At 33.1% G+C, this 19195-nt stretch carries 19 protein-coding genes; all 19 read right to left on the bottom strand.

All coding sequences use genetic code 11. From position 1 onward, the window contains the following. The 19 genes from CDV25_RS01315 to CDV25_RS01225 all read right to left on the bottom strand — a co-directional run bounded on the left by CDV25_RS01315 (window position 1) and on the right by CDV25_RS01225 (window position 19192). Entirely contained in the window at window positions 1–1098 is a 1098-nt protein-coding gene (locus CDV25_RS01315; protein ID WP_108910444.1) for a DegT/DnrJ/EryC1/StrS family aminotransferase, read from the bottom strand. Next, window positions 1088–1672, bottom strand: a complete 585-nt coding sequence (locus CDV25_RS01310; protein ID WP_108910443.1) for an acyltransferase — start codon at window positions 1670–1672, stop codon at window positions 1088–1090. Before CDV25_RS01310 ends, CDV25_RS01315 begins: the two co-directional genes overlap by 11 nt. 5 nt (window positions 1673–1677) lie before the next feature. Beyond that, window positions 1678–2643 carry a Gfo/Idh/MocA family oxidoreductase gene (locus CDV25_RS01305; protein ID WP_108910442.1) on the bottom strand — a complete coding sequence of 322 codons (966 nt, stop codon included), beginning with the start codon at window positions 2641–2643 and terminating at the stop codon, window positions 1678–1680. Beyond that, window positions 2637–3626 carry a methyltransferase domain-containing protein gene (locus CDV25_RS01300; protein WP_108910441.1) on the bottom strand — a complete coding sequence of 330 codons (990 nt, stop codon included), beginning with the start codon at window positions 3624–3626 and terminating at the stop codon, window positions 2637–2639. Before CDV25_RS01300 ends, CDV25_RS01305 begins: the two co-directional genes overlap by 7 nt. Before the next feature lie 38 nt (window positions 3627–3664). Next, entirely contained in the window at window positions 3665–4201 is a 537-nt protein-coding gene (locus tag CDV25_RS01295) for a glycosyltransferase (protein ID WP_162550388.1), read from the bottom strand. A 44-nt stretch (window positions 4202–4245) separates the two neighbouring features. Next, window positions 4246–4689, bottom strand: a complete 444-nt coding sequence (locus CDV25_RS01290; RefSeq protein ID WP_162550386.1) for a hypothetical protein — start codon at window positions 4687–4689, stop codon at window positions 4246–4248. 44 nt (window positions 4690–4733) lie between these two features. Then, entirely contained in the window at window positions 4734–6476 is a 1743-nt protein-coding gene (asnB, locus tag CDV25_RS01285) for an asparagine synthase (glutamine-hydrolyzing) (RefSeq protein WP_108910438.1), read from the bottom strand. Then, window positions 6476–7843 (bottom strand): radical SAM/SPASM domain-containing protein, encoded by a 1368-nt coding sequence (locus tag CDV25_RS01280; RefSeq protein WP_239056376.1) that lies wholly within the window; start codon window positions 7841–7843, stop codon window positions 6476–6478. The genes asnB (CDV25_RS01285) and CDV25_RS01280 overlap by 1 nt, the downstream gene beginning before the upstream one ends. 2 nt (window positions 7844–7845) lie before the next feature. Beyond that, complete coding sequence (locus tag CDV25_RS01275) at window positions 7846–8088, bottom strand: hypothetical protein (protein ID WP_108911796.1); 243 nt, start codon at window positions 8086–8088, stop codon at window positions 7846–7848. Window positions 8089–8548: 460 nt separating this feature from the next. Then, window positions 8549–8908 carry a diacylglycerol kinase gene (locus CDV25_RS01270; protein ID WP_108910436.1) on the bottom strand — a complete coding sequence of 120 codons (360 nt, stop codon included), beginning with the start codon at window positions 8906–8908 and terminating at the stop codon, window positions 8549–8551. Then, on the bottom strand, window positions 8908–10470 hold the full coding sequence (locus CDV25_RS01265) for a phosphoethanolamine transferase (RefSeq protein ID WP_108910435.1): 1563 nt from the start codon (window positions 10468–10470) through the stop codon (window positions 8908–8910). Before CDV25_RS01265 ends, CDV25_RS01270 begins: the two co-directional genes overlap by 1 nt. A 322-nt stretch (window positions 10471–10792) precedes the next feature. Beyond that, window positions 10793–11899 (bottom strand): glycosyltransferase, encoded by a 1107-nt coding sequence (locus CDV25_RS01260; RefSeq protein WP_108910434.1) that lies wholly within the window; start codon window positions 11897–11899, stop codon window positions 10793–10795. 43 nt (window positions 11900–11942) lie between these two features. After that, the gene (locus tag CDV25_RS01255; protein WP_162550384.1) at window positions 11943–13016 is read right to left on the bottom strand and encodes a hypothetical protein; all 1074 of its coding nucleotides are present in this window, start codon (window positions 13014–13016) and stop codon (window positions 11943–11945) included. Window positions 13017–13069: 53 nt separating this feature from the next. Then, entirely contained in the window at window positions 13070–13522 is a 453-nt protein-coding gene (locus CDV25_RS01250; RefSeq protein WP_108910432.1) for a hypothetical protein, read from the bottom strand. Then, window positions 13510–15360 (bottom strand): asparagine synthase (glutamine-hydrolyzing), encoded by a 1851-nt coding sequence (gene asnB, locus CDV25_RS01245; RefSeq protein ID WP_108910431.1) that lies wholly within the window; start codon window positions 15358–15360, stop codon window positions 13510–13512. The genes CDV25_RS01250 and asnB (CDV25_RS01245) overlap by 13 nt, the downstream gene beginning before the upstream one ends. Before the next feature lie 82 nt (window positions 15361–15442). Then, complete coding sequence (locus CDV25_RS01240) at window positions 15443–15637, bottom strand: YqaE/Pmp3 family membrane protein (protein ID WP_108910430.1); 195 nt, start codon at window positions 15635–15637, stop codon at window positions 15443–15445. A gap of 33 nt (window positions 15638–15670) precedes the next feature. Further along, complete coding sequence (locus CDV25_RS01235; RefSeq protein WP_108910429.1) at window positions 15671–16906, bottom strand: hypothetical protein; 1236 nt, start codon at window positions 16904–16906, stop codon at window positions 15671–15673. After that, window positions 16893–18407, bottom strand: a complete 1515-nt coding sequence (locus CDV25_RS01230) for a radical SAM/SPASM domain-containing protein (protein ID WP_108910428.1) — start codon at window positions 18405–18407, stop codon at window positions 16893–16895. The genes CDV25_RS01235 and CDV25_RS01230 overlap by 14 nt, the downstream gene beginning before the upstream one ends. Before the next feature lie 11 nt (window positions 18408–18418). Continuing rightward, on the bottom strand, window positions 18419–19192 hold the full coding sequence (locus CDV25_RS01225; protein ID WP_108910427.1) for a class I SAM-dependent methyltransferase: 774 nt from the start codon (window positions 19190–19192) through the stop codon (window positions 18419–18421). Between the last annotated feature and the right edge of the window lie 3 nt (window positions 19193–19195).

Here is a 19195-nt window from a genome sequence, read left to right as displayed (position 1 = left end):
TTAAATCCTTTGATTAATATTATGAGTAATCCATTGTATTTGCTCTTCGCTAAGATAGGGATTCATTGGTAAGCTTAAAACCTCCTGACTTACTCTCTCACAAACTAAAAAATCACCTTTTTGATACCCCAATCCTCTAAAGCATTCTTGCAAATGCAGTCCCAAAGGATAATGAATAGCCGTTGGAATCCCCATATTTTTAAGCTCTAAGATAAGTTTAGCTCTATTCTTTACCCTAATAGTATATTGGGCAAAAGTAGAAGTTCTATCCTCCAAAATCTTTGGCAATACTAAAGAATCTTTATTTAAATATTTTGCGTATTGCAAGGCTACAAAATTGCGTTTTTGTATGACTTCCTTAAAGTTTCTTAATTTTACGCGTAAAATAGCTGCTTGTAAAGCATCTAATCTCCCACCAATGCCAATATACTGGTGGACATAACGCTCTTTTTGTCCATGTATCCTTAAACTAGCTATTTTTAAAGCCAAGGCTTTATCTTTTGTAAAAACTGCCCCACCATCGCCATAACATCCTAAAGGTTTAGCCGGAAAGAAACTTGTTGTAGCAATATCTCCATACAAAGAATCTTTTTTTCCTAAAAACTCTGCTCCAAAACTTTGAGCACCATCTAAAATAAGTTTGAGATTATATTTTCTTGCCATTGCTTCTAGCAAGTTTAACTGGGGAGGTTGCCCATAAAGACTAACTGCTAAAATAGCTTTTGTTTTAGCAGTAATTTTATGCTCAATAAGATGAACATCAAGATTATAATCCTTTAAGGAAATATCAACAAAAACAGGTTTTGCACCAAGTAGTGCAATCATCTCAGCAGTAGCAATGAAAGAAAAAGGTGTCGTAATAACCTCATCTCCTGACTTTATCCCTAAAGCCAACAAAGCTAACAATAAAGCATCACTTCCACTTCCACAAGTAATAGCATAGCCTCCACCAATAAAATCTACTAATTCCTCTTCAAGCTTACTTACCTCCTCACCCATAATATAATTTGCTTCTCTTGCAACTTTTAAAATAGATTCTTCTATTGCTTGTTGATAATGTCTATGTGTTTCTTTTAAATTAGCAAAATCAATCTGCATAAATAACCTCTAAAGTAGAATGATTCAATTTATATTGAGTATTATCAAAACTATCTCTTGCAATGCCATTTTTATCAAATTCCAAACGCAAACCAGCCTTATCAACCCAGCCTATTTGCCTTGCAGGATTCCCAACAACCAATGCAAAATCAGGCACATCTTTTATCACAACACTTCCAGCACCAATAAACGCATATCTTCCAATACTCACTCCACACACAATCGTAACATTAGCCCCTATAGAACATCCCCTTTTCAAAAGTGTTTTTTTAAATTCCTCTCTACGGTTAATAAAGGCACGAGGATTTATAACATTTGTAAAAACCATCGAAGGACCCAAAAACACATCATCTTCACATTCAACACCCTCATAAATGCTTACATTATTTTGGACTTTACAATTATTTCCCATTTTTATATTAGGACCCACGACACAATTTTGTCCAAAGGAGCAATGATTGCCAATAATGCTTCCAGAAAGGATATGAGTAAAATGCCAAATTTTACAACCACTGCCTAAAGAAACCCCCTCATCAACAATAGAACTTTGGTGAATAAAACTCGTTGTATCCATCAATATTATCTTGTTAAAACTTTTTTACAAAAGGGATGATATTCCCTCTTTAAACCTATAGTTTTAGCATTTCTAATTTTATGCACCAACTCTATAGAATCTTTAGCATTTTTTAATCCAAACCCATTACCCCTCAAAACTTCTTTATAGCTTTGCGTATGTAAATCTGTAAAGCCCTCGCTAAATTCTATTTCTTTACCATCTATGCAGATGACTCTAAAGGTGCGTTGATTTTGTTCTAAAATTTCCTTTGGAAGATTAGCAGAATCTACGGATAAAAACCATCGCACCCTTGCGTTTTTTAGCTCTAAAATCCCTCCAGCACTATTAGCATTTAAAATATTTACGATATTTTCTTTCACATCGCCAAAAATCCATAAAAGCATATCAAAAAAATGAATGCCTATATTAGTAGCAATACCTCCACTCTTAGCAACATCTCCTTTCCAAGAAATAAAATACCATTTCCCCCTAGAGGTGATATAAGTTAAATCAACCTCAAAAATTTTATTAGGCTGCTTTTGTAAAACATTGGTAATTTCATTTTTTAAGTGAATAATGCTTGGATGCAATCTTAATTGTAAAATATTATAGACTTTTTTACCTGTCTCTTTTTCTATTGTTTCTAACGCATCAATATTCCAAGGATTCAATACTAAGGGCTTCTCACAAATAACATTTACGCCACTTCTAAGTCCAAAACGGATATGGCTATCATGTAAATAATTAGGAGAACAAATAGAAATATAATCCAGCCCATTACCAGCTCTACGCAATTTATCTACATGTCTATCAAATCGCTCAAACTCTGTAAAAAAATCTGCATCAGGAAAATAACTATCCATAATACCCACACAATCATTAGGATCAAAAGCACAAACAAGCTTATTTCCAGTCTCTTTTATAGCCCTTAAATGCCGTGGTGCAACATATCCTGCAACGCCAACAATTCCAAATTTCTTATTCAAGATTTACTCCCTCTTCCTTCCCAGCCATTATAACCCTTCTTAACCCAAATATTTTCTAACCCTGATTCTTGCAAATAATCATAAAAAGTTTGCATTAAAATTGGGCGGTCATACTTAGGACTTAACATATCAAAAAAGTCCAAATAAGCCCATTCTTTGAGTTTTTCTTCACTTAATCTCTCATTACTATAATCAGGAATTAAAAGCCTCCAATTAATCCTATTAGCACGTTTGGGAGAAAAAAACTTGCGGTTAAACTTAAAAAGCGGCCACATAAAATTGATATATTTTCTTCCAAAATTATAAAGCATTTTATGCGGGATTCTTGTCGTGATAGGACGAACCCAATATTTAGTGTTAAAGAGAGTGTTACAATTAAAAGGATAATGATCGCACACAAACTCTCCTCCATTCTTTAAACTCCTCACTAAAGATAAAATAGCTTTTTTTGCACTAGGCGTATGTTGCAACACACCAAAACAAAAGCATTTATCAATAATCCCCTCTTTAAGGGGAAGTTCATAGATATTAGCTTGCAAAAAAAGTAAATTTTTACTCAAGGGATTCCCCACGAGTGCAGCATCAACGGCACTAGAATAATCAAAACTTATCAATAATCCCTCTCTCTCCGCTACTTGCAGAGCATAAGGAGTAAATCTCCCAGAACCACAACCTGCTTCTAAAATAATACCCCCTTCTTTAGGATTCCACTTTGTTTCTTCATAGAATCTTTTTTTACTTGCCTCCACACCACTTTCACTATCAAATTGCGTTTTTTTATGCATATTCCATTCAAAGCCAAAACTATCCGCATAATTACTCTTTGGTACAAATCGAGGGATGAAATTCACGATAGAATACTCCTTGCCACAATCACAACTTAACAAACCCTCTTTAATGAAATCTCCCTCATAAACCTCTTTTTGAAGTTTTAAATTTCCTTTACAAGCAGGACAAACTAAATATTCCAAATGCTCTTTAACCATTTCACTTCTCTTTAAAAAATAAATCAAATATTACCATATTAAGCGACATTAAAGTATTCTTTAAGGATAGAAAGATAACGCTTTTTTTGGGCTTTACAATCTAAAATTTCATCATAGTAAGGCTTTAAAATACTTCTTTGTATATTTACAAAAGCTTCTTGCAATTCCTCTATATTATCCACCAAGTAGGCATTTTCTTTATGCTTTAAAAACATAGAATGGTTAGGTAATTTATTGGCAATAATCCATTTCTTAGCACAAAGAGATTCCATAAGTGATTGGGAGATTCCATCACTTTTGCTATAAGAAATCACACAATCCACCGCAAAGAGATAATTATGCATTTGGCTATGAGGAATATTATAGATAAAGATATTAGGGGTAAAAGAACTAGAGACTTCTTTAAAATATTCTATATCCTGATTAAATGTTGGGAGCAATAAACCAATATTGCTTTGTTTGCCAAAATATTTTATAAAAGCCTCTACAATTTCCCTCTGCTGATAGAAAGGCTTGAAAGCTCGAATAGAAAAAAACAAAAAATCAAAATTTCTTCCAAAAAGTTTTTGTTGCATAGCTTTCTTAGAAACCCCTGTTATACTCTGATAAAATCTCTCTTCTACCCCCAAGAGAGAAGCATAATTTTATCCTTTAGTTCACTATTATGTCCCTGTAGCATCTCTTGCATAAAGACAGATTTCACGGAAATAACCCGAGCAGCCTTTAAAAGCCTATCGACAAAAAATTTTTTCTTACCCCAATAATCTTGTGTTTTATCAATATCCCCTCCCATTGTATGCACGATTACTCTTTTGCCCCAAAGACTTAAGGGGATATTTTGGTAGAGCCTGCTAGCCCAATGCACGACAATAAGTTTTGGGTTTAGAGTAAGTAGGAGATAGAAAGTATAAAAGAAGCTATAAAAATAACGGATTGTAGTAGAATTTATTTTAGGGTGTTCTAAAATAATAAAGTTTGCATAAGATTCTAAGATTTGGGGGCTAAGTGATTGGTTATTCGCATTATGCAAGATATATTTTTTATAAGGTAAGTTTTCTAACATCTTAATCCTTGCTTCCATTAAAGGGCTTGTAAGATCTGCTAAAATCAAGATAGATTTTCTAGCCATAAATTCAATACCACTAAATAAAAAGCGATATTCCCAACTCTTACTTGAGAGGAAAAGAGCAATTTAAGCATAAACTCACTAGCACCTTTATCTAACATTCCATAACGATTTAAAGCACTCTTAGCACTTAAGGATTCTTTTAAGAGCCACAACCAATCCTTTTTCATCCAATAATCAATAGGGGCATTAAATCCGTGCTTTTCTCTCTCTAAAATCTCTTGGGGTAAAAGTTCCCTAAATGCTTCTTTTAAAAGCCATTTTTCACCCTTTAAAAGCAAAGTTTCATAATCTAAACTCTGTATAAAGGCTAAAATAGCAGGAGAGAGGAAACAAGCCCTCCCCTCCACACTCTCACTCATACACATCCTATCAAGCTTCGCCATCATTTCATAAGGCAAGTAAAACTCTCTATCAAAAGCGATAAACGCTAAAGGCAAAGAATCTGAAGTAGGAAAATATCTTAAAGAGCTTTGCATATTTGCAAAAAAATCTTCAGAGAATAAAGCTTTCTTTTCTTCTTCAAAGGCATAGTAATGCCAACCTTTAGGCTTTTGTGGAGTAATGGCTTGAGGATTATTAAAACGCAATTTTGGATACCAAGCATAACCGCCAAAATTTTCATCGGCTCCATCACCGCTTAAAAGAACTTTTACTCCAAGCTCTCTAGCCATCCTTGCTAAAAGTTTAATCCCAATCCCTGAAATAGCACCAAAGGGCTGATCACTACTTTGAATAAAAGATTCTAATTCCTTTTGAAAATCTTTGGCGTTAATTTGCAACTCATAATGCTTAGAACCAATATGTTTTGCCACTAATTGAGAAAATGCACTTTCATTCACAAAAGCACTATGAGGATCATAACCTTCACAAAACGCAATGCTAAAGGTATGAAAATCTGCTATCTCCTTACAAGCTAGAGCAGAAACTATGGAGCTATCAAGCCCACCGCTTAAAAAAGCACCAATTTTCACATCGCCCAATAATCTATCATACACACTTTTACTAACAAGCTCTTTAGTGGCTAAAATAGGATTTTCATAACTTACTTGGTGGATTTTCAAACAATCTTCTTTAAAATCTTTAATCTTAAGAGTTAAATCGTGGCAGTCAAATTCTAAAATACTTCCCTTAGGCAGACTTACAATTTCTTGATAAATGCTTTGAGGCTCCGGGATAAATCCAAAAGTGAGAAAATCCCAAATGGCTTGATGATTTAAAGTGGGCTTTATAACTTCACGCAAAGGAGTGATTAAAGTGCTATAAGCAAATATTTCTTGATGATGAAGATAATAAAGGGGCTTCTCTCCTGCAATATCTCTTACTAAAAAGATTTTACGGAGATTCTTATCATAAAGAGCTATCCCAAACATTCCATCTAAGAGTTTAAAACCTTCTATTCCATACTTTTGATACATAAAGGGAAGAATCTCCCCATCACAATGGCTAAAAAACTCTATATCATCATTTTGTAATTCCTCCTTTAAAGTCTTATAATTATAAATCTCTCCATTAAAAAAAACGACAATACTACCATCTACATTGCTAAAGGGCTGTGTGCCGCATTGTAAATCATTAATGCTTAAGCGATTACTTGTTCCATAAAACCCTTTATCTACATAGCTAAAGCACCCATTTGGACCTCTAAAGTCCATAGCTGCAATCATTTTTTCAAGAGTTGGTGTATAATCCCTCTTCCCATAAATCCCACAAATTGAACACATTAGTATCTTTCACTTATATTAATCTCTAAAGCACTGCCATCTTCTTTAAAAAATGTTCGGTATTTTTCCCCACAATTAGCACAGAGTTTAAAGGTAAAAAAAGAATTTTCTAAACTTTCTTTCCTTAAAACTTTAGCCTTAGCAGAGTTCCACACTTCTTGAGGCGTATTTTCGACCACATTCCCAATAGAAATCTTATTATTATAAAAGGTGCTATCTTGCATAATGCAGCACACATAAGCATCTCCATAACAATCCATTTGCATTCCAAGCCAAGGCAAAGAGCAAATCTCTGTATGAGCTTGATTATAAGCAATGGCACTTTGTTTTTTATTCGTATCTACACCCTCACTATCAAAAATTACCATATGAGTAAAATAAATATTGGTTATCACATCCCTACAATCACTCCATTTACTCAAATAAAGTTCTTTTTCTTTTTCAATCTCTGTATTGACTAGCACACAATTAAGATTAAATTCAATATCTGCTCCCTTATTGTTTAATATTCTGGCGTATTCTACACATCTTCTAACGCCTCTTTCTACTTTTTCTAAATCCGTTCCTCGAATCTTTTTATAAGTTTCAGAGGTGGCTCCATCTATACTTATGGTCATTCTGTTTAATCCTGCATCTAAGAGGGCAATGCCTTTTTGTTCTAAAAGGGTGCCATTGGTTGTTAAAGTAACTAAATCAATCCCTCTCTCTCTTGCATAACTTACAAATTTTGGCATTCTTTTATCAAGGAGTGGCTCTCCTAGTGCAATAAATCCTATGGCAGTAGTTTGAATGGTATTTTGGGCGATAAAGTCAATCACCCTATAAACAACACTCTCATCTAAAACTTGTTTTTGTTTAAAAAAGTCTGTTTGTATAGTGTCTTTTAATATAGGGGAAAACATAGGACACATTACGCATTCTAAATTACAGATATTTAAAGTAGCAATATTGACATAGATAGGATACGGATAAAACTCCTCTACCTTATCTATTAAATCATATTGGAGTTGTTCTTGTGAGACTTTATATTCACTCCAAGTAAAAGAGCAATTAAAAAGTTTTCTAGATTCATAAAAGAATTTCTTAGAGAGGATTTTAGAATCAATGTTTTTTTCTTTTCTTAAAAAGGTATGGAGTTTTCCTCTTAAATCTCTATGGATTAGATTATTTCTATAAAGGGATTCTATTTTTAGATTTTCACTTGTAATGTTTTCTCTTAAAGAAAAAAGGGCAAAATCATCAACTTCTGTATAGGTATTAGGTTTAGGATAATAATAGAGATTTTCTTTAGAATTTAGAGCAGTTTTTAAAAAGTCTTTGGCAAAATCTTTTTCTCTTTGTTCTAATAAAGGATAATTAAAAGACACTATTAATGCCCCCCCCCCCCGACTAGAGAATGATGATTAGAATTTATAAACTCTACTTCTTTTAAGATATTATAAAGTTCTTCACTAAAGAAATTAGGAATAGAGTGTTCTTTAATAGCAGTATTAGTATCTAAGGTAGGAATTTGATGAGAGTCTTGTAGGGTTTTTATAAGAGATGTTAAGCCTAAAGTTTCTATGATATTACTAACGCCTGTTCTTTTAAAGTTTAAAATAAAAAGTTGCATAGTTTTGTCCTTTTTAATTTTGTGTGTTTTTAAATAAAAATTCATTACAACCTAAACCTACTACCTTAAGATAAACAAAGAGTTTATAAAATCTATTTTTAGGGTAGGTGGGTTTATGGTAGATAGTTAGAATACAATCCTTACAATAAAAGTGTGATTATACTACACTTTTGAGGGTTTTTAAGAATTGAATGCTAATTTTAATATTATATTCTTTTAATACTTTAGGGTTAAACTAAAGCTTTATTTCATTGAAACTTATAAAATTTAAAAGTTTAACACTAAGATTTAAGAATTTTAATGGTTTAGAGATTTTAAAGGTTTAATTTAATCCCCTAACAGAAATTATCGTAGTGGTTGGGAAAAGTTTGCTTACAAACTAAGGGTTCCCACCTCTCACTTAAGATAATTCTTTTATGGGAATTAAAACGCAAATTTATCACAGAAATTATCTAATGTTTTAATAACCCCATAAAGAAAATAAAATAACTCCCCAAACTAAAAGGGCTAAAAGCACACTAAAGAAAACTGCAGCACTCGCACAATCTTTAGCGATTTTGGCTAGGGGGTGGAAGTTGGGGGTGATTAAGTCTATACAAGCTTCCATGCTAGAATTAACCGCCTCTAAGATAAGTATCAAAAACAGCACCACTATTAAAAACAAATGCTCTATTAAATCTAGCGGCAGGAAAAAGCTTATAATCACAGCAGGAATGATGATTGCTAATTCAATGCGGAAAGCTGCCTCTTGCTTAAGCATTGCCAACACTCCTTCTAAGGCAAATTTTGCATTCGCTAAAAAATGGTATTTAGGCTTCATCATTGTCCTTCAAAATCCATACTGAATAAATCATCTTCACTCTTATAAACTTCACTCTCTACACCAAAATACCCAAGCAAAGTGCTAAAAATATTATCTTGAGATAGAAGCAAACTTTTGCGGGATTGTGCGATTTGCATAAGCGATGAATTATTACTAAAGAACATAAAAGGGATATGAATTTGTTCTTTTGGGGCTATAAAATAAGGCATTCCATGCAAGTAAATCCCATTTTCACCTAAACTCTCTCCGTGATCTGATAAATAAATCAAACTCGTTTCATAGTTTGGATACTCCTTTAACATACCAATTAAAGATTTTAGAATATAGTCTGTATAAAGCAAGGTGTTATCATAAGTATTAATAAGCTCCTCTTGGGTGCATTTTTGGAGCTCATTAGTATCGCAAGTGGGTAGAAACTTTTTAAAAGCATTAGGGTAACGTTGGTAATAAGTAGGTCCGTGAGAGCCTTGCAAATGCACGATAATAAGGTTTTGCTTCTCTAACCCCTTAAGATTCTCTAATACCTCTACTAATAATACCTCATCATAAGGCTCTTTTAAGATTTTTACTCTTTCTAAGTTTTTACAAACACCTTGACACCCACCAGAGTTATTACCTATCCACACAACATTCACTCCAACTTTATGCAAAATATCTAAAACATTTTCGCGATAATAAGTAGATTTTGAAAAATTCTCCCTTTTATAATCTGAAAACATACAAGGAACACTAATAGCAGTAGAAGTCCCACAAGAATAAAAATTATCAAAATACACAATAGATTCTTCTTTGGTATAAGCATTCGTATCATTAATCACATAATTGTCTAAAGAATAATTAGCAGCCCTTGCAGTCTCCCCTACTACCAAAATCATTAACTGCTCCTTAGAATCAGGCTTCAAAGCCGCATCTTTAGCAATAACTTCAAACTCCTTTGCGGGTAAAGCCCCTTTGATATACAACACAACAGAATAAATTTGTCGCAAAGGTGTTTCATAGATTCTTAGAAAATTATAATTCCGAAAGAATGGAATAAGTGTTTGGCTATGCCAATAAAAGATTCCAAGTGCGAAAAGAAATGCCATAAAAAAACCTAGCAAGGGATAGAAAAATCTCCCCTTTAGGGTTCTAGGGTAAGCAACATTTACCTTTAAGATAAACCAAGTAGGCAACACCCCCAAAACCAAGATAAAAATCAATAAACTAGGAGAGATTAAACCAAAAGCTTCTTGGCTATCAGTTTTCATAACATTATCTATCATATCCTTATCAATCACCACCCCATAAAAGGACATAAAATATGCACTAAGGCAAGCAATCCATACCAAGACAATTAGCACAGGCTTATGTAAATGCAAAAAAAACAATAAAGATATAAGACTAAGGGCTAGAGCAAAATAAACTAGAAGTAAGGATATTTTTAAAAACAAAGAAGAACTAGGGTCTAAATGTTGATAAGTTTGCATAAAAAAATTAAAATTCATACAAGTAAAAAAAAGGGCACTAAGAATAGCAAAATAAAACCACGATAAAGTTATTTTCTTTCCATAAAAGGGCATAAGGTCTCCTAAAATCTTAATAAAAACCGAAATTATAATACATTGTTGCATCAAAAAAATTTAAACCCTAAGGCATTATCAAAGCTTACTTAAGGGCAAAAGATTTGTTTTTAATATTCATTCCTCTTATATTCAGGGCTTTATTACTTGTGATTTCTGCATTATTTAAAGATTTTTCCGATATTTTTCTCCATACTTCATATAGCGAGGGCTTCCCCAATGCAGTTTTAAGATTTTCCGATATTTTTATACATACTTCATATTACGAGGGCTTCCCCAATGCAGTTTTAAGATTTTCCGATATTTTTATACATACTTCATATTACGAGGGCTTCCCCAATGCAGTTTTAGCCTCTTGAAAAATCCTCAATACTTCCTTGCTAAAAGATTCCATAGAATATTGCTTAAGTGCTTCAAAACTTTGTTTTTTTAGCTTTGCTAATAAAGCTGTATTTTTTATCAAACCCTTAAGGTTTTCACAAAGTTCTTCTGCATTATAAGGGTCAAAAAACAAAGCTTTGTCCTCAAAAATTTCTTTATGCGTTGGGATATTAGATAACAAAAGGGGAAGTCCTAAAGAAGCCGCCTCTAAAACTGCATTGGGGAAGCCCTCGTAATATGAAGTATGTATAAAAATATCGGCTTTTTTCAACAAAGGATAGATATTCTCCTTAAATCCTAGCAAAATTACATTTTGCATTTGGTGAGTCTGCAAATAAGCCTCTATCTCCTCCCTTTGCTCCCCCTCACCTAAAATATAAAGTTTGATAAAATTAGGCAAAGCCTTAAAGGCTTGTAGAAGTGTTAAATAATTCTTTTGTGCGTGTAACCTTCCAATGGCAAAACAAAAAACCTCCCCTTCTTGCTTAGGAAACTCTAAGGCTTGTTGGCTTAAACGCATAATCTTGGCAGTATCAATAGGATTATAAAGTAAATCAATCTTAGTCCTTAAAACCCCAAAATTCCTCTCTACATCCTTACAACTCGCCCTAGAATTACACACGACCCTTAAAGCCCCTTGCAAACACATTGCATATAAAGTATGATTAATACCACTTTGTGGAAAGTTATTTTCTACAAAAGAAGGCTCACAACGTACAAAAATATAATAAGGCTTAGAGAGGATTTTTGCCCCTAAAACTGCATAATAGCTGGTAATAAAATCCATAAAAGAAACAATTAAATCACAATCTTTAGCGATATTGCTAAAAGATTCTAAAAGCAAAAAACTATTAGGCAACAAAGGCTCTTTTTCGCTTCCTAAAAGATAAAACACTTTAATATTAGGAATCTCCATTACATCTTGCGTTTTTTTAAGCACTACAAGCTGCACTTCAAAACCATTGCAAGAGAGAATATCCAAAATAAGACTAAGAATCTTTTGCGCTCCCCCGCGTCTCATAACATCAATGAGAAAGGTTATTTTCATAGCCTAACCCCTTAAATATAAAATTCCTTGCATTTTAGCATAATCAACTTTTTAAAAGGGACATTAAGAGTTTTGCAATCTCTAAAGCAGAGGCTTTAGGATAAAAAATATTTGCCTCTTTATACTGCAAAATCTCTTGGGCTATCAGCTCTCCGCTTTGTTTTAATTCCTCTTCTAACCTTAAGGCTACCTGCATAAATTCTAATTCATTCAAAGCTACTCTATGCAAAAGAGGATTCACAAAAGAACAATCGAAGTTACAAACCCTTAAATCAAACTCTTTCTTAGGAGGAGCATAAAGAATCACAGGTTTTAAAGAGCTTAAAGGGGCACTATAAGAGAGTGAGGAATTATCCGTAATTACAATACTCTTAGAAAGACTATCTAAGGTGATACTCTCACTCTCATCAAAGCTAAATCCCGCATAAGATAAAAACACCTCCAAGCAAGCATAAGGGTTTTGCTTCCCGACCCATTGGTAATAACCTCTATAAGCAGGATGTGGGCGAAAAAGGACTTTTTTACCCAACTCTAAAAGCCTTTTTATAATTCCCATTAGCTCATAAGGTTTAGTTAATCTAGGGATAAATAAAAACTGCTCTATACTCCTTAAAGCACAAGATTGTTCTAGCTTTAAATCCAACCTTGGAGAGCCTCCAGCGATAGCCTTAGTTTTTACCCCAACAGATTGAAAAATACTTTCATAGGCTTTTAAAGAAGCTCTATCAATAGCCAAATAATAATCAAAACCTAAGAAATAATAACCAATATATTGCTGCAAATACTCTTGTTTTAAAGCTTTGGGAAAAAACATAAACGCTTCTGCGATACTATGCCCCATTCCAATAACTATTTTTTTCTCACAAGAAAGCTTAGGAACAATGCCAGAGAGGAATAAAGCAACCTTTTTACTAACAAAGAAATCTATTAAAATCCAAGGGGCTATTAACACTCTATCCCCTAAAACCTTTTGCTTGTGTTCAAGATAATATTCATAACTCCCAAAATACCACTCTATAGGAATATCTTTATGAATAAATGTCGCTATTTTATGAGTATGGGGAGCATAATTTAAGCTAATGCCATAGGAAACTTCAAGGTTAAATCCAACTTGCAATAAAGCCTCCTTAATACTCAAGGTATATTGAAGCACACATTGGGTTAAAGCTTCTAAACATTTGGGAGAGACATAATATACAAAGAGGTCATAAAAGAAATAATAATGGGTAATCCATAAATTATCAAAAATACGCAACCCCCCCCATTTTCTAAAAGTTCAAATTTTGCCCCTCCCCCCGAAGCCTCTAAGAGGATTTGCCGTCCTAAACAAGAAGCAATAAATTCTCTCCCATCAAGGTATTTAAGTCCTAAATCCTCACATTTTAAAACAAGCTCATCTTGCACATCACCCGCACAGATTAACACATACTCCCCACTTTGTCTAATCTCTTCTTGTTTGGCTACAAGATTATTTACACTATCCTTATCATCAAGAAACTTTAAAATAAGATCTCTTTTGCAATCTTTTAAGATATTGCTTAAAATCTCTGCACAACCTCCTTTTGGGTAAATGTAACAACCCTTCCCCAAATCTATAGTTTCAAACTTTTTTAGATATTCCATTGTTTTCTCCATGCACAAAAGACATAAATATACCAAATCTTACTAAAATCCACTCTTCTATTAGCATCAAAAGAGCTTAATAACTTATTAATAAATAGGGTATCTAAATAATCCTCTGCATAGTCTAAAACCTCTTCTAATAAATACCTCAAATCTCCTCTCATCCAAGCTTCCAAAGGCACACCAAACCCCATCTTAGAACGGTAGATTAAAGAATGTGGAAAAAACTTTTCTAAATATTTCTTAAACACTATCTTTCCTTCTCCATTGCAAACTTTATATTTCATGGGAATCCCTTGCATAAAACGCACAAATTCTCTTCCCAACAAAGGCTCCCTAATTTCTAATCCAACATGCATACTAGCCCTATCTGTTTTGGTTAAAATATCTTCACTTAGATAATGACACCAATCAAAATAACTCATCTGCGTATAAGTATCTAGGCAAGAATATCCCTCTCCTATTAACTTAAAAGGAAGATGATTAAGTAATAAGTCTTCTTTTTTAAAATGTGTAATTTCCACTTTATAATGCTCTAAAAAACTCTTGGCTTTAAGCTGGTTTTTAATGCGTAAAAACTTATCAATACCCATAGAAATACCAAATTTTGAGAATAAATCTACAATAAAATCTGCAGGAAATAAATCCAAAATCCAGCCAACTTTAAACTTCCTATAATAGCGGTATTGCTTCCATCGTTGCATACTCCAAAAATATCTCTCATAACCAATGCCAAGTTCATCTCCGCCATCAGCACTTAAGGCTACTTTATGAGTTTTTGCAATCTTGCTTGCTAAAAGCATTGTAGGTAGGGCAGAAACATCACCAAAAGGCTCATCATAAACAAAAGGCAATTGCTCTATCAATCCTCTCACTTCATCCAAATGACAAATAAATTGATGATTAGTAATCCCTAAAATATCTGCTACTTGCCTAGCATAAGAACTCTCATCAAAACTAGATTCTACAAACCCCATACTAAAACTCTCAAAGCTATATCCTAAATCCTTCAACACCGCACACACCAAAGAAGAATCCACCCCACCGCTTAAAAGCACACCCACAGGAACATCACTCACCATTCTATAAGCAATACTTGTCTGTAAAGCAGAAATAAAACTATCCCAAGTAAAATCACAGGGTTGTAGATAAAAATCTTTTGGATGATAATAAGCTCCTTTTACGATATTAGCTTCTTTATCCACAACAAGATAACTCCCTGCCTCAAGTTTAAAACAATACTCTAAGATACAATGAGGTGCAGGGATATACCCAAAACTTAAAAATAAACTTAAAGATTCTTTATTAATGGACTTTTTTAAATAGGGGTAAGATAAGATTCCTTTAAGCTCTGAAGCAAACAAAAACCTCTCTCCATCAAAATAATAATAAAGAGGCTTACTTCCAGATCTATCGCGAAAACAATATAACTTTTGCTCTAAATTATCCCATATCGCAAAAGCAAACATTCCCTCAAACTCTTTCACACATTCAACACCCCAATGTGCAAAACTTTGTAGCAAAACTTCAGTGTCGCTAAAGGCTTCACATCTCACCCCCTCACTGACAAGCTTATTGGCAATTTCCTTATAATTATAAATCTCTCCATTAAATACTAAAGCAAAACGCTCATCCTTGCTCACAAAAGGTTGATGAGAAAAACCGCTTAAATCAATAATAGAAAGTCGTCTATGTCCTAAAGCAAGATTGCAATATTCTTGCGTATAAAGCCCAAAGTCATCAGGTCCTCCAGTGCTCATATAATCACGCATTTTCTCTATAGAATCTAAAAGCCCCCTCTTGCCTTTAAACTCCAAGCCACCTACAATACGACACATTGAATACTCCCTTAATAAAACTTGGGATTATAATGTGAGTTTTATAAAAGGGTAATGAAGAAAAAGTAAATTTAGATAAACCTTATTCTTTATTTTTTAAAGAATCTTTAATCTTTTGATCTGTCTTGTATTGACTTAATGCATAAATTGCCCAAAGTGCTGATGGAAACCAGCCTATTAAAGTAAATTGAAGAATTAAACAAATAATACCAGCAATAGGACGACCAATAGTAAAGAATACTGCAAAAGGTAGAAAAATCGCAAGAAAAAGTCTCAAATTCTACTCTCCATTGTAAAAAAGAATGAAAAATTATATCATTTTTTTATCCTCTATTAATTCGCAAATACCATTTACCGCCAAAAGCATTTCTCTTTGCATCCACTTAAAGGCATCATTAGCCATTTGTTGATATTTCTTAGGATCTTTAAGGCAAGATTCAAATCCTCTTTGTATCTCTTCAACCTCTTTTGCTTGGATAAAGGGATAAATTTCGTTTAAATCATACCTTAGAGGATTAACATAATGAACAAGCGGAACAGAGGCGACTAAAGCCTCACTTTGAACTCCTCCACCAATACAGCCAATATGAAATTGACCCGTAGCACAAGAAGCATAATACAGACCCACCATAATATCTTTACGATTCATAATGGGTAGCCATTGGACATAATCTTGTATTCCAAGTTCTTTGACCATTTGCTTACTTGAATCAATATCACTACCATATTCAAAGGTTAAAAGCTTAGGCTTATATTTCTTAGTATCTTTAACAAAAGTAGCAAAAGCCTGCAATACCTTATCATTACACTTATCTGCTACGCGTCTCCCTTCTTCTCGAACACTCTTCCAAGAATGCCTTGCATGATGAAAAACAACAAATTGAGAATCTTTAGTTAAGGAATAAAAATCCTCTGCCCAATAAGAAGAATTAAAAAACTTTGGTATAACCTCTCTTTGATAAAACTCCATATAAATATAAGGAAAAGTTTTAAAGGTTACCACTTTAGAGACCAAATCTAATTGCATAATAGATTTTTCATAGGCAGCTACATTAAGTATATCCTCAGTGCTTAGAAGTTTTTTGGATTCTTTAATACCTTTACTTTGATAAAAACTAAAAGAATCCAAATGTTTTCTATGACTGGGATTAGCAGACTTTACATAAAAGGGATAATTCACCAAATCCATTCCATAAGGGACAAAAAAATCAATAGGAATATCAAAATAACTCAAATAAGCCACAGAGGAACCATTTGCAAAAATAACATCATAATTTCTTATATGATTTAAAAGTTCCTTATTTTTCTTAAGGGATTCAATCTCATCTAAAAACCAATACAAATTCCCAAAAGGCAACAAAAAAGTATAATGAATAAAATCCAAAGAATAGCTATCGCAAGAAGGATGAAAATGCGGTAATTCATTATTGCATAAAAACAAATCCACATTATATCCCCCTCCACCCGTAGCACGCAAATATCTCGCAAGAGCGAAAAAGTTATTATTAGAATTTCCAAACAATGCTATTTTTTTATTCTTTTTCATAGATAATCTCACACTCCGTATAAGTTTTTTTAACTCTTAAGTTAGCAATTTGATCAATTTCTATATTAGGTTCTCCGCCTGACCATAAAGAACATTTTTCACAGATTTTAAAATCTTGAAAACTATTGGTTAAAAGCTCTCTCCTAAGCCGCATTAAAGAATCCCCCTTCCATATCTCTTCTAAGCTTTGTATCCTCAAATCTCCAATTATTGCCCCCTCCCCCGAGACTAGTCCTGAAGTAGAATAAACTGACATACTGTTGCAACAAAAGGTTACTTTCAAATCTGGAGTAATAAATAAAACCTGCCAAGGGATGGAACAAGCATGCCTTTGCTTATATTCCCTAAACTGCTTTTGGTGTTTGGTAACAAAACTACCATTTTCATCAACTTCAAATTCACTAAGTTGGTGAAATTTAACTTTATCAACCAAAGGAAGCCAATATTCTAAAAACTGCGTGCTCTTCTCTTGATCATTCTCTCCTTGGAGGATAAAACATACTCCCAAAGTAGTCTTTTTCTTAGCGGTTTTTAATAAATCAATTAAATATTGGATATTCGCCACTGTCGTATCATAGTCATAGCCCCTTATTCTTTTATAGCTCTCCTTATCAATAGCATCTAAAGAAAAGGTGATATGGTTGATATTGGATTGAACAATCTTTTCTGCATTTTTCTTATTTAACAAAGTTCCATTAGTTGTAATATTAATATTCTCAACACCATAATCTTTGGCAATATCCAAGAACTCAAAAAACTTAGGATGAATAAAGGGTTCATCAAGCTGCCCAAACTGCATAAAAATTTTATTTTCGCCACAATATTTTGCAATCTTTTCAAAATCCTGTGTTTGCATAAAGAGATTCTTCTCAAAAAAATTACTTGTTTGCAAGCTTCTATATTCCTTAGCATGGTAAGGACACATCACACATTCTAAATTGCAACGATTGGAGATAGCAATATGCACATTTTGAGGATGAGGGAAATAAACATCTGAATACTTTAAAAAGAAATCTTTAGAAAAATCTTGAGCAAAAAAACATTCCCAATTCTCACTTAAATTTGTCAAATATTTAGGAATATCTACCCTGCTAATGCTATGCCCCCGAAAGCTTTTATGTAAAAAATTTCTAAAATCTGTATTAATGGACTTTTTAAGATAAAGAGATTCCACTAAAAAGTTTGCAACAGAATCTAAAGAAGTAATAAAAAACCAAAAAGGTTCTTTAATAAAATAATCTGGATTAATTTGAGGTACAAAATAAATATTTCTCCCTCCTTTAAGAGATTGCATTACAAATTCACAAAACACATCAATATCAAAAAAATCAAAAGCGGGATTAATAACAAAAACAGATTTTTTATTCTTTAAATCTCCATAAATAGATTCTAAAACCTCTAAATCCCAAATTGATACGATTGGTTTTATAAGAATCTCTCTTCTTAGATTCTGCTCTAACTCTTTCTTGTTTTCTTGATTCACTGCTCCATAAATTACCACTTTTGCTTCCTTTACTTATTTTTTATCAATATTTCTGTTATATAAGAAAAGTTAAAAAACTCTTCACGATAAAAGGGTAATTTGGCACACTCTCCATCATAACCTTTATAGACAATCTCCATCTTTAAAACCCCCAAAAATTCTGATATTTTCTCTAAGGTCATTAAGGAATTTCTATAATACCCCTTATAATAATTAGCAATCATTTGCAAATACTGCTCAACAAGCTTTTCATCTTTTACTTCAAAAGTGTGATGAAGGATTCTATGCACATAATGCCCAATATCATTAAAGTTTAAAAAGATAATCCCATCAGGTTTTAAAATCCTTTTAAAAGCCGCTAAACTCTTTTGCATATCGGTAAACATAAAGACGCCATAACAAAAAATAGCATCAAAAGATTGAGGAGCTAAAGATAAATTTTCTAAGGTTTCTTGCAAAAAGCTTACATTATCCCTTTTCCTATTAAGATATTTGGCAATATTGATTCTATGCTCGCTACAATCCACTCCAACAACAGTCTTGTTATATTGAGATAAAACATAAGTCCATTGCCCCATACCACAACCTGCGTCCAATACTTTTTCTTTACCGACAAAACCTAAAGCCTCTATGCGTTTTATATAGTTTTTCTGCCCCCTTCCAAACTTACTAGAAAAAACATTTCTATTGGTATCTTTAGGAGATAGCTCGGCAATAGCAAAGAGTCTAGAATACTCATCTCCTAATACTTCAAATAACTCTGGAGCGCCCCATTCAATCTCTATTTCCTTATCCCATTCCATAGT

Source organism: Helicobacter apodemus (assembly GCF_003097575.1).
In the GTDB taxonomy this organism is placed as follows: domain Bacteria; phylum Campylobacterota; class Campylobacteria; order Campylobacterales; family Helicobacteraceae; genus Helicobacter_D; species Helicobacter_D apodemus.
This window is presented reverse-complemented; position numbering and strand designations above follow the sequence as displayed.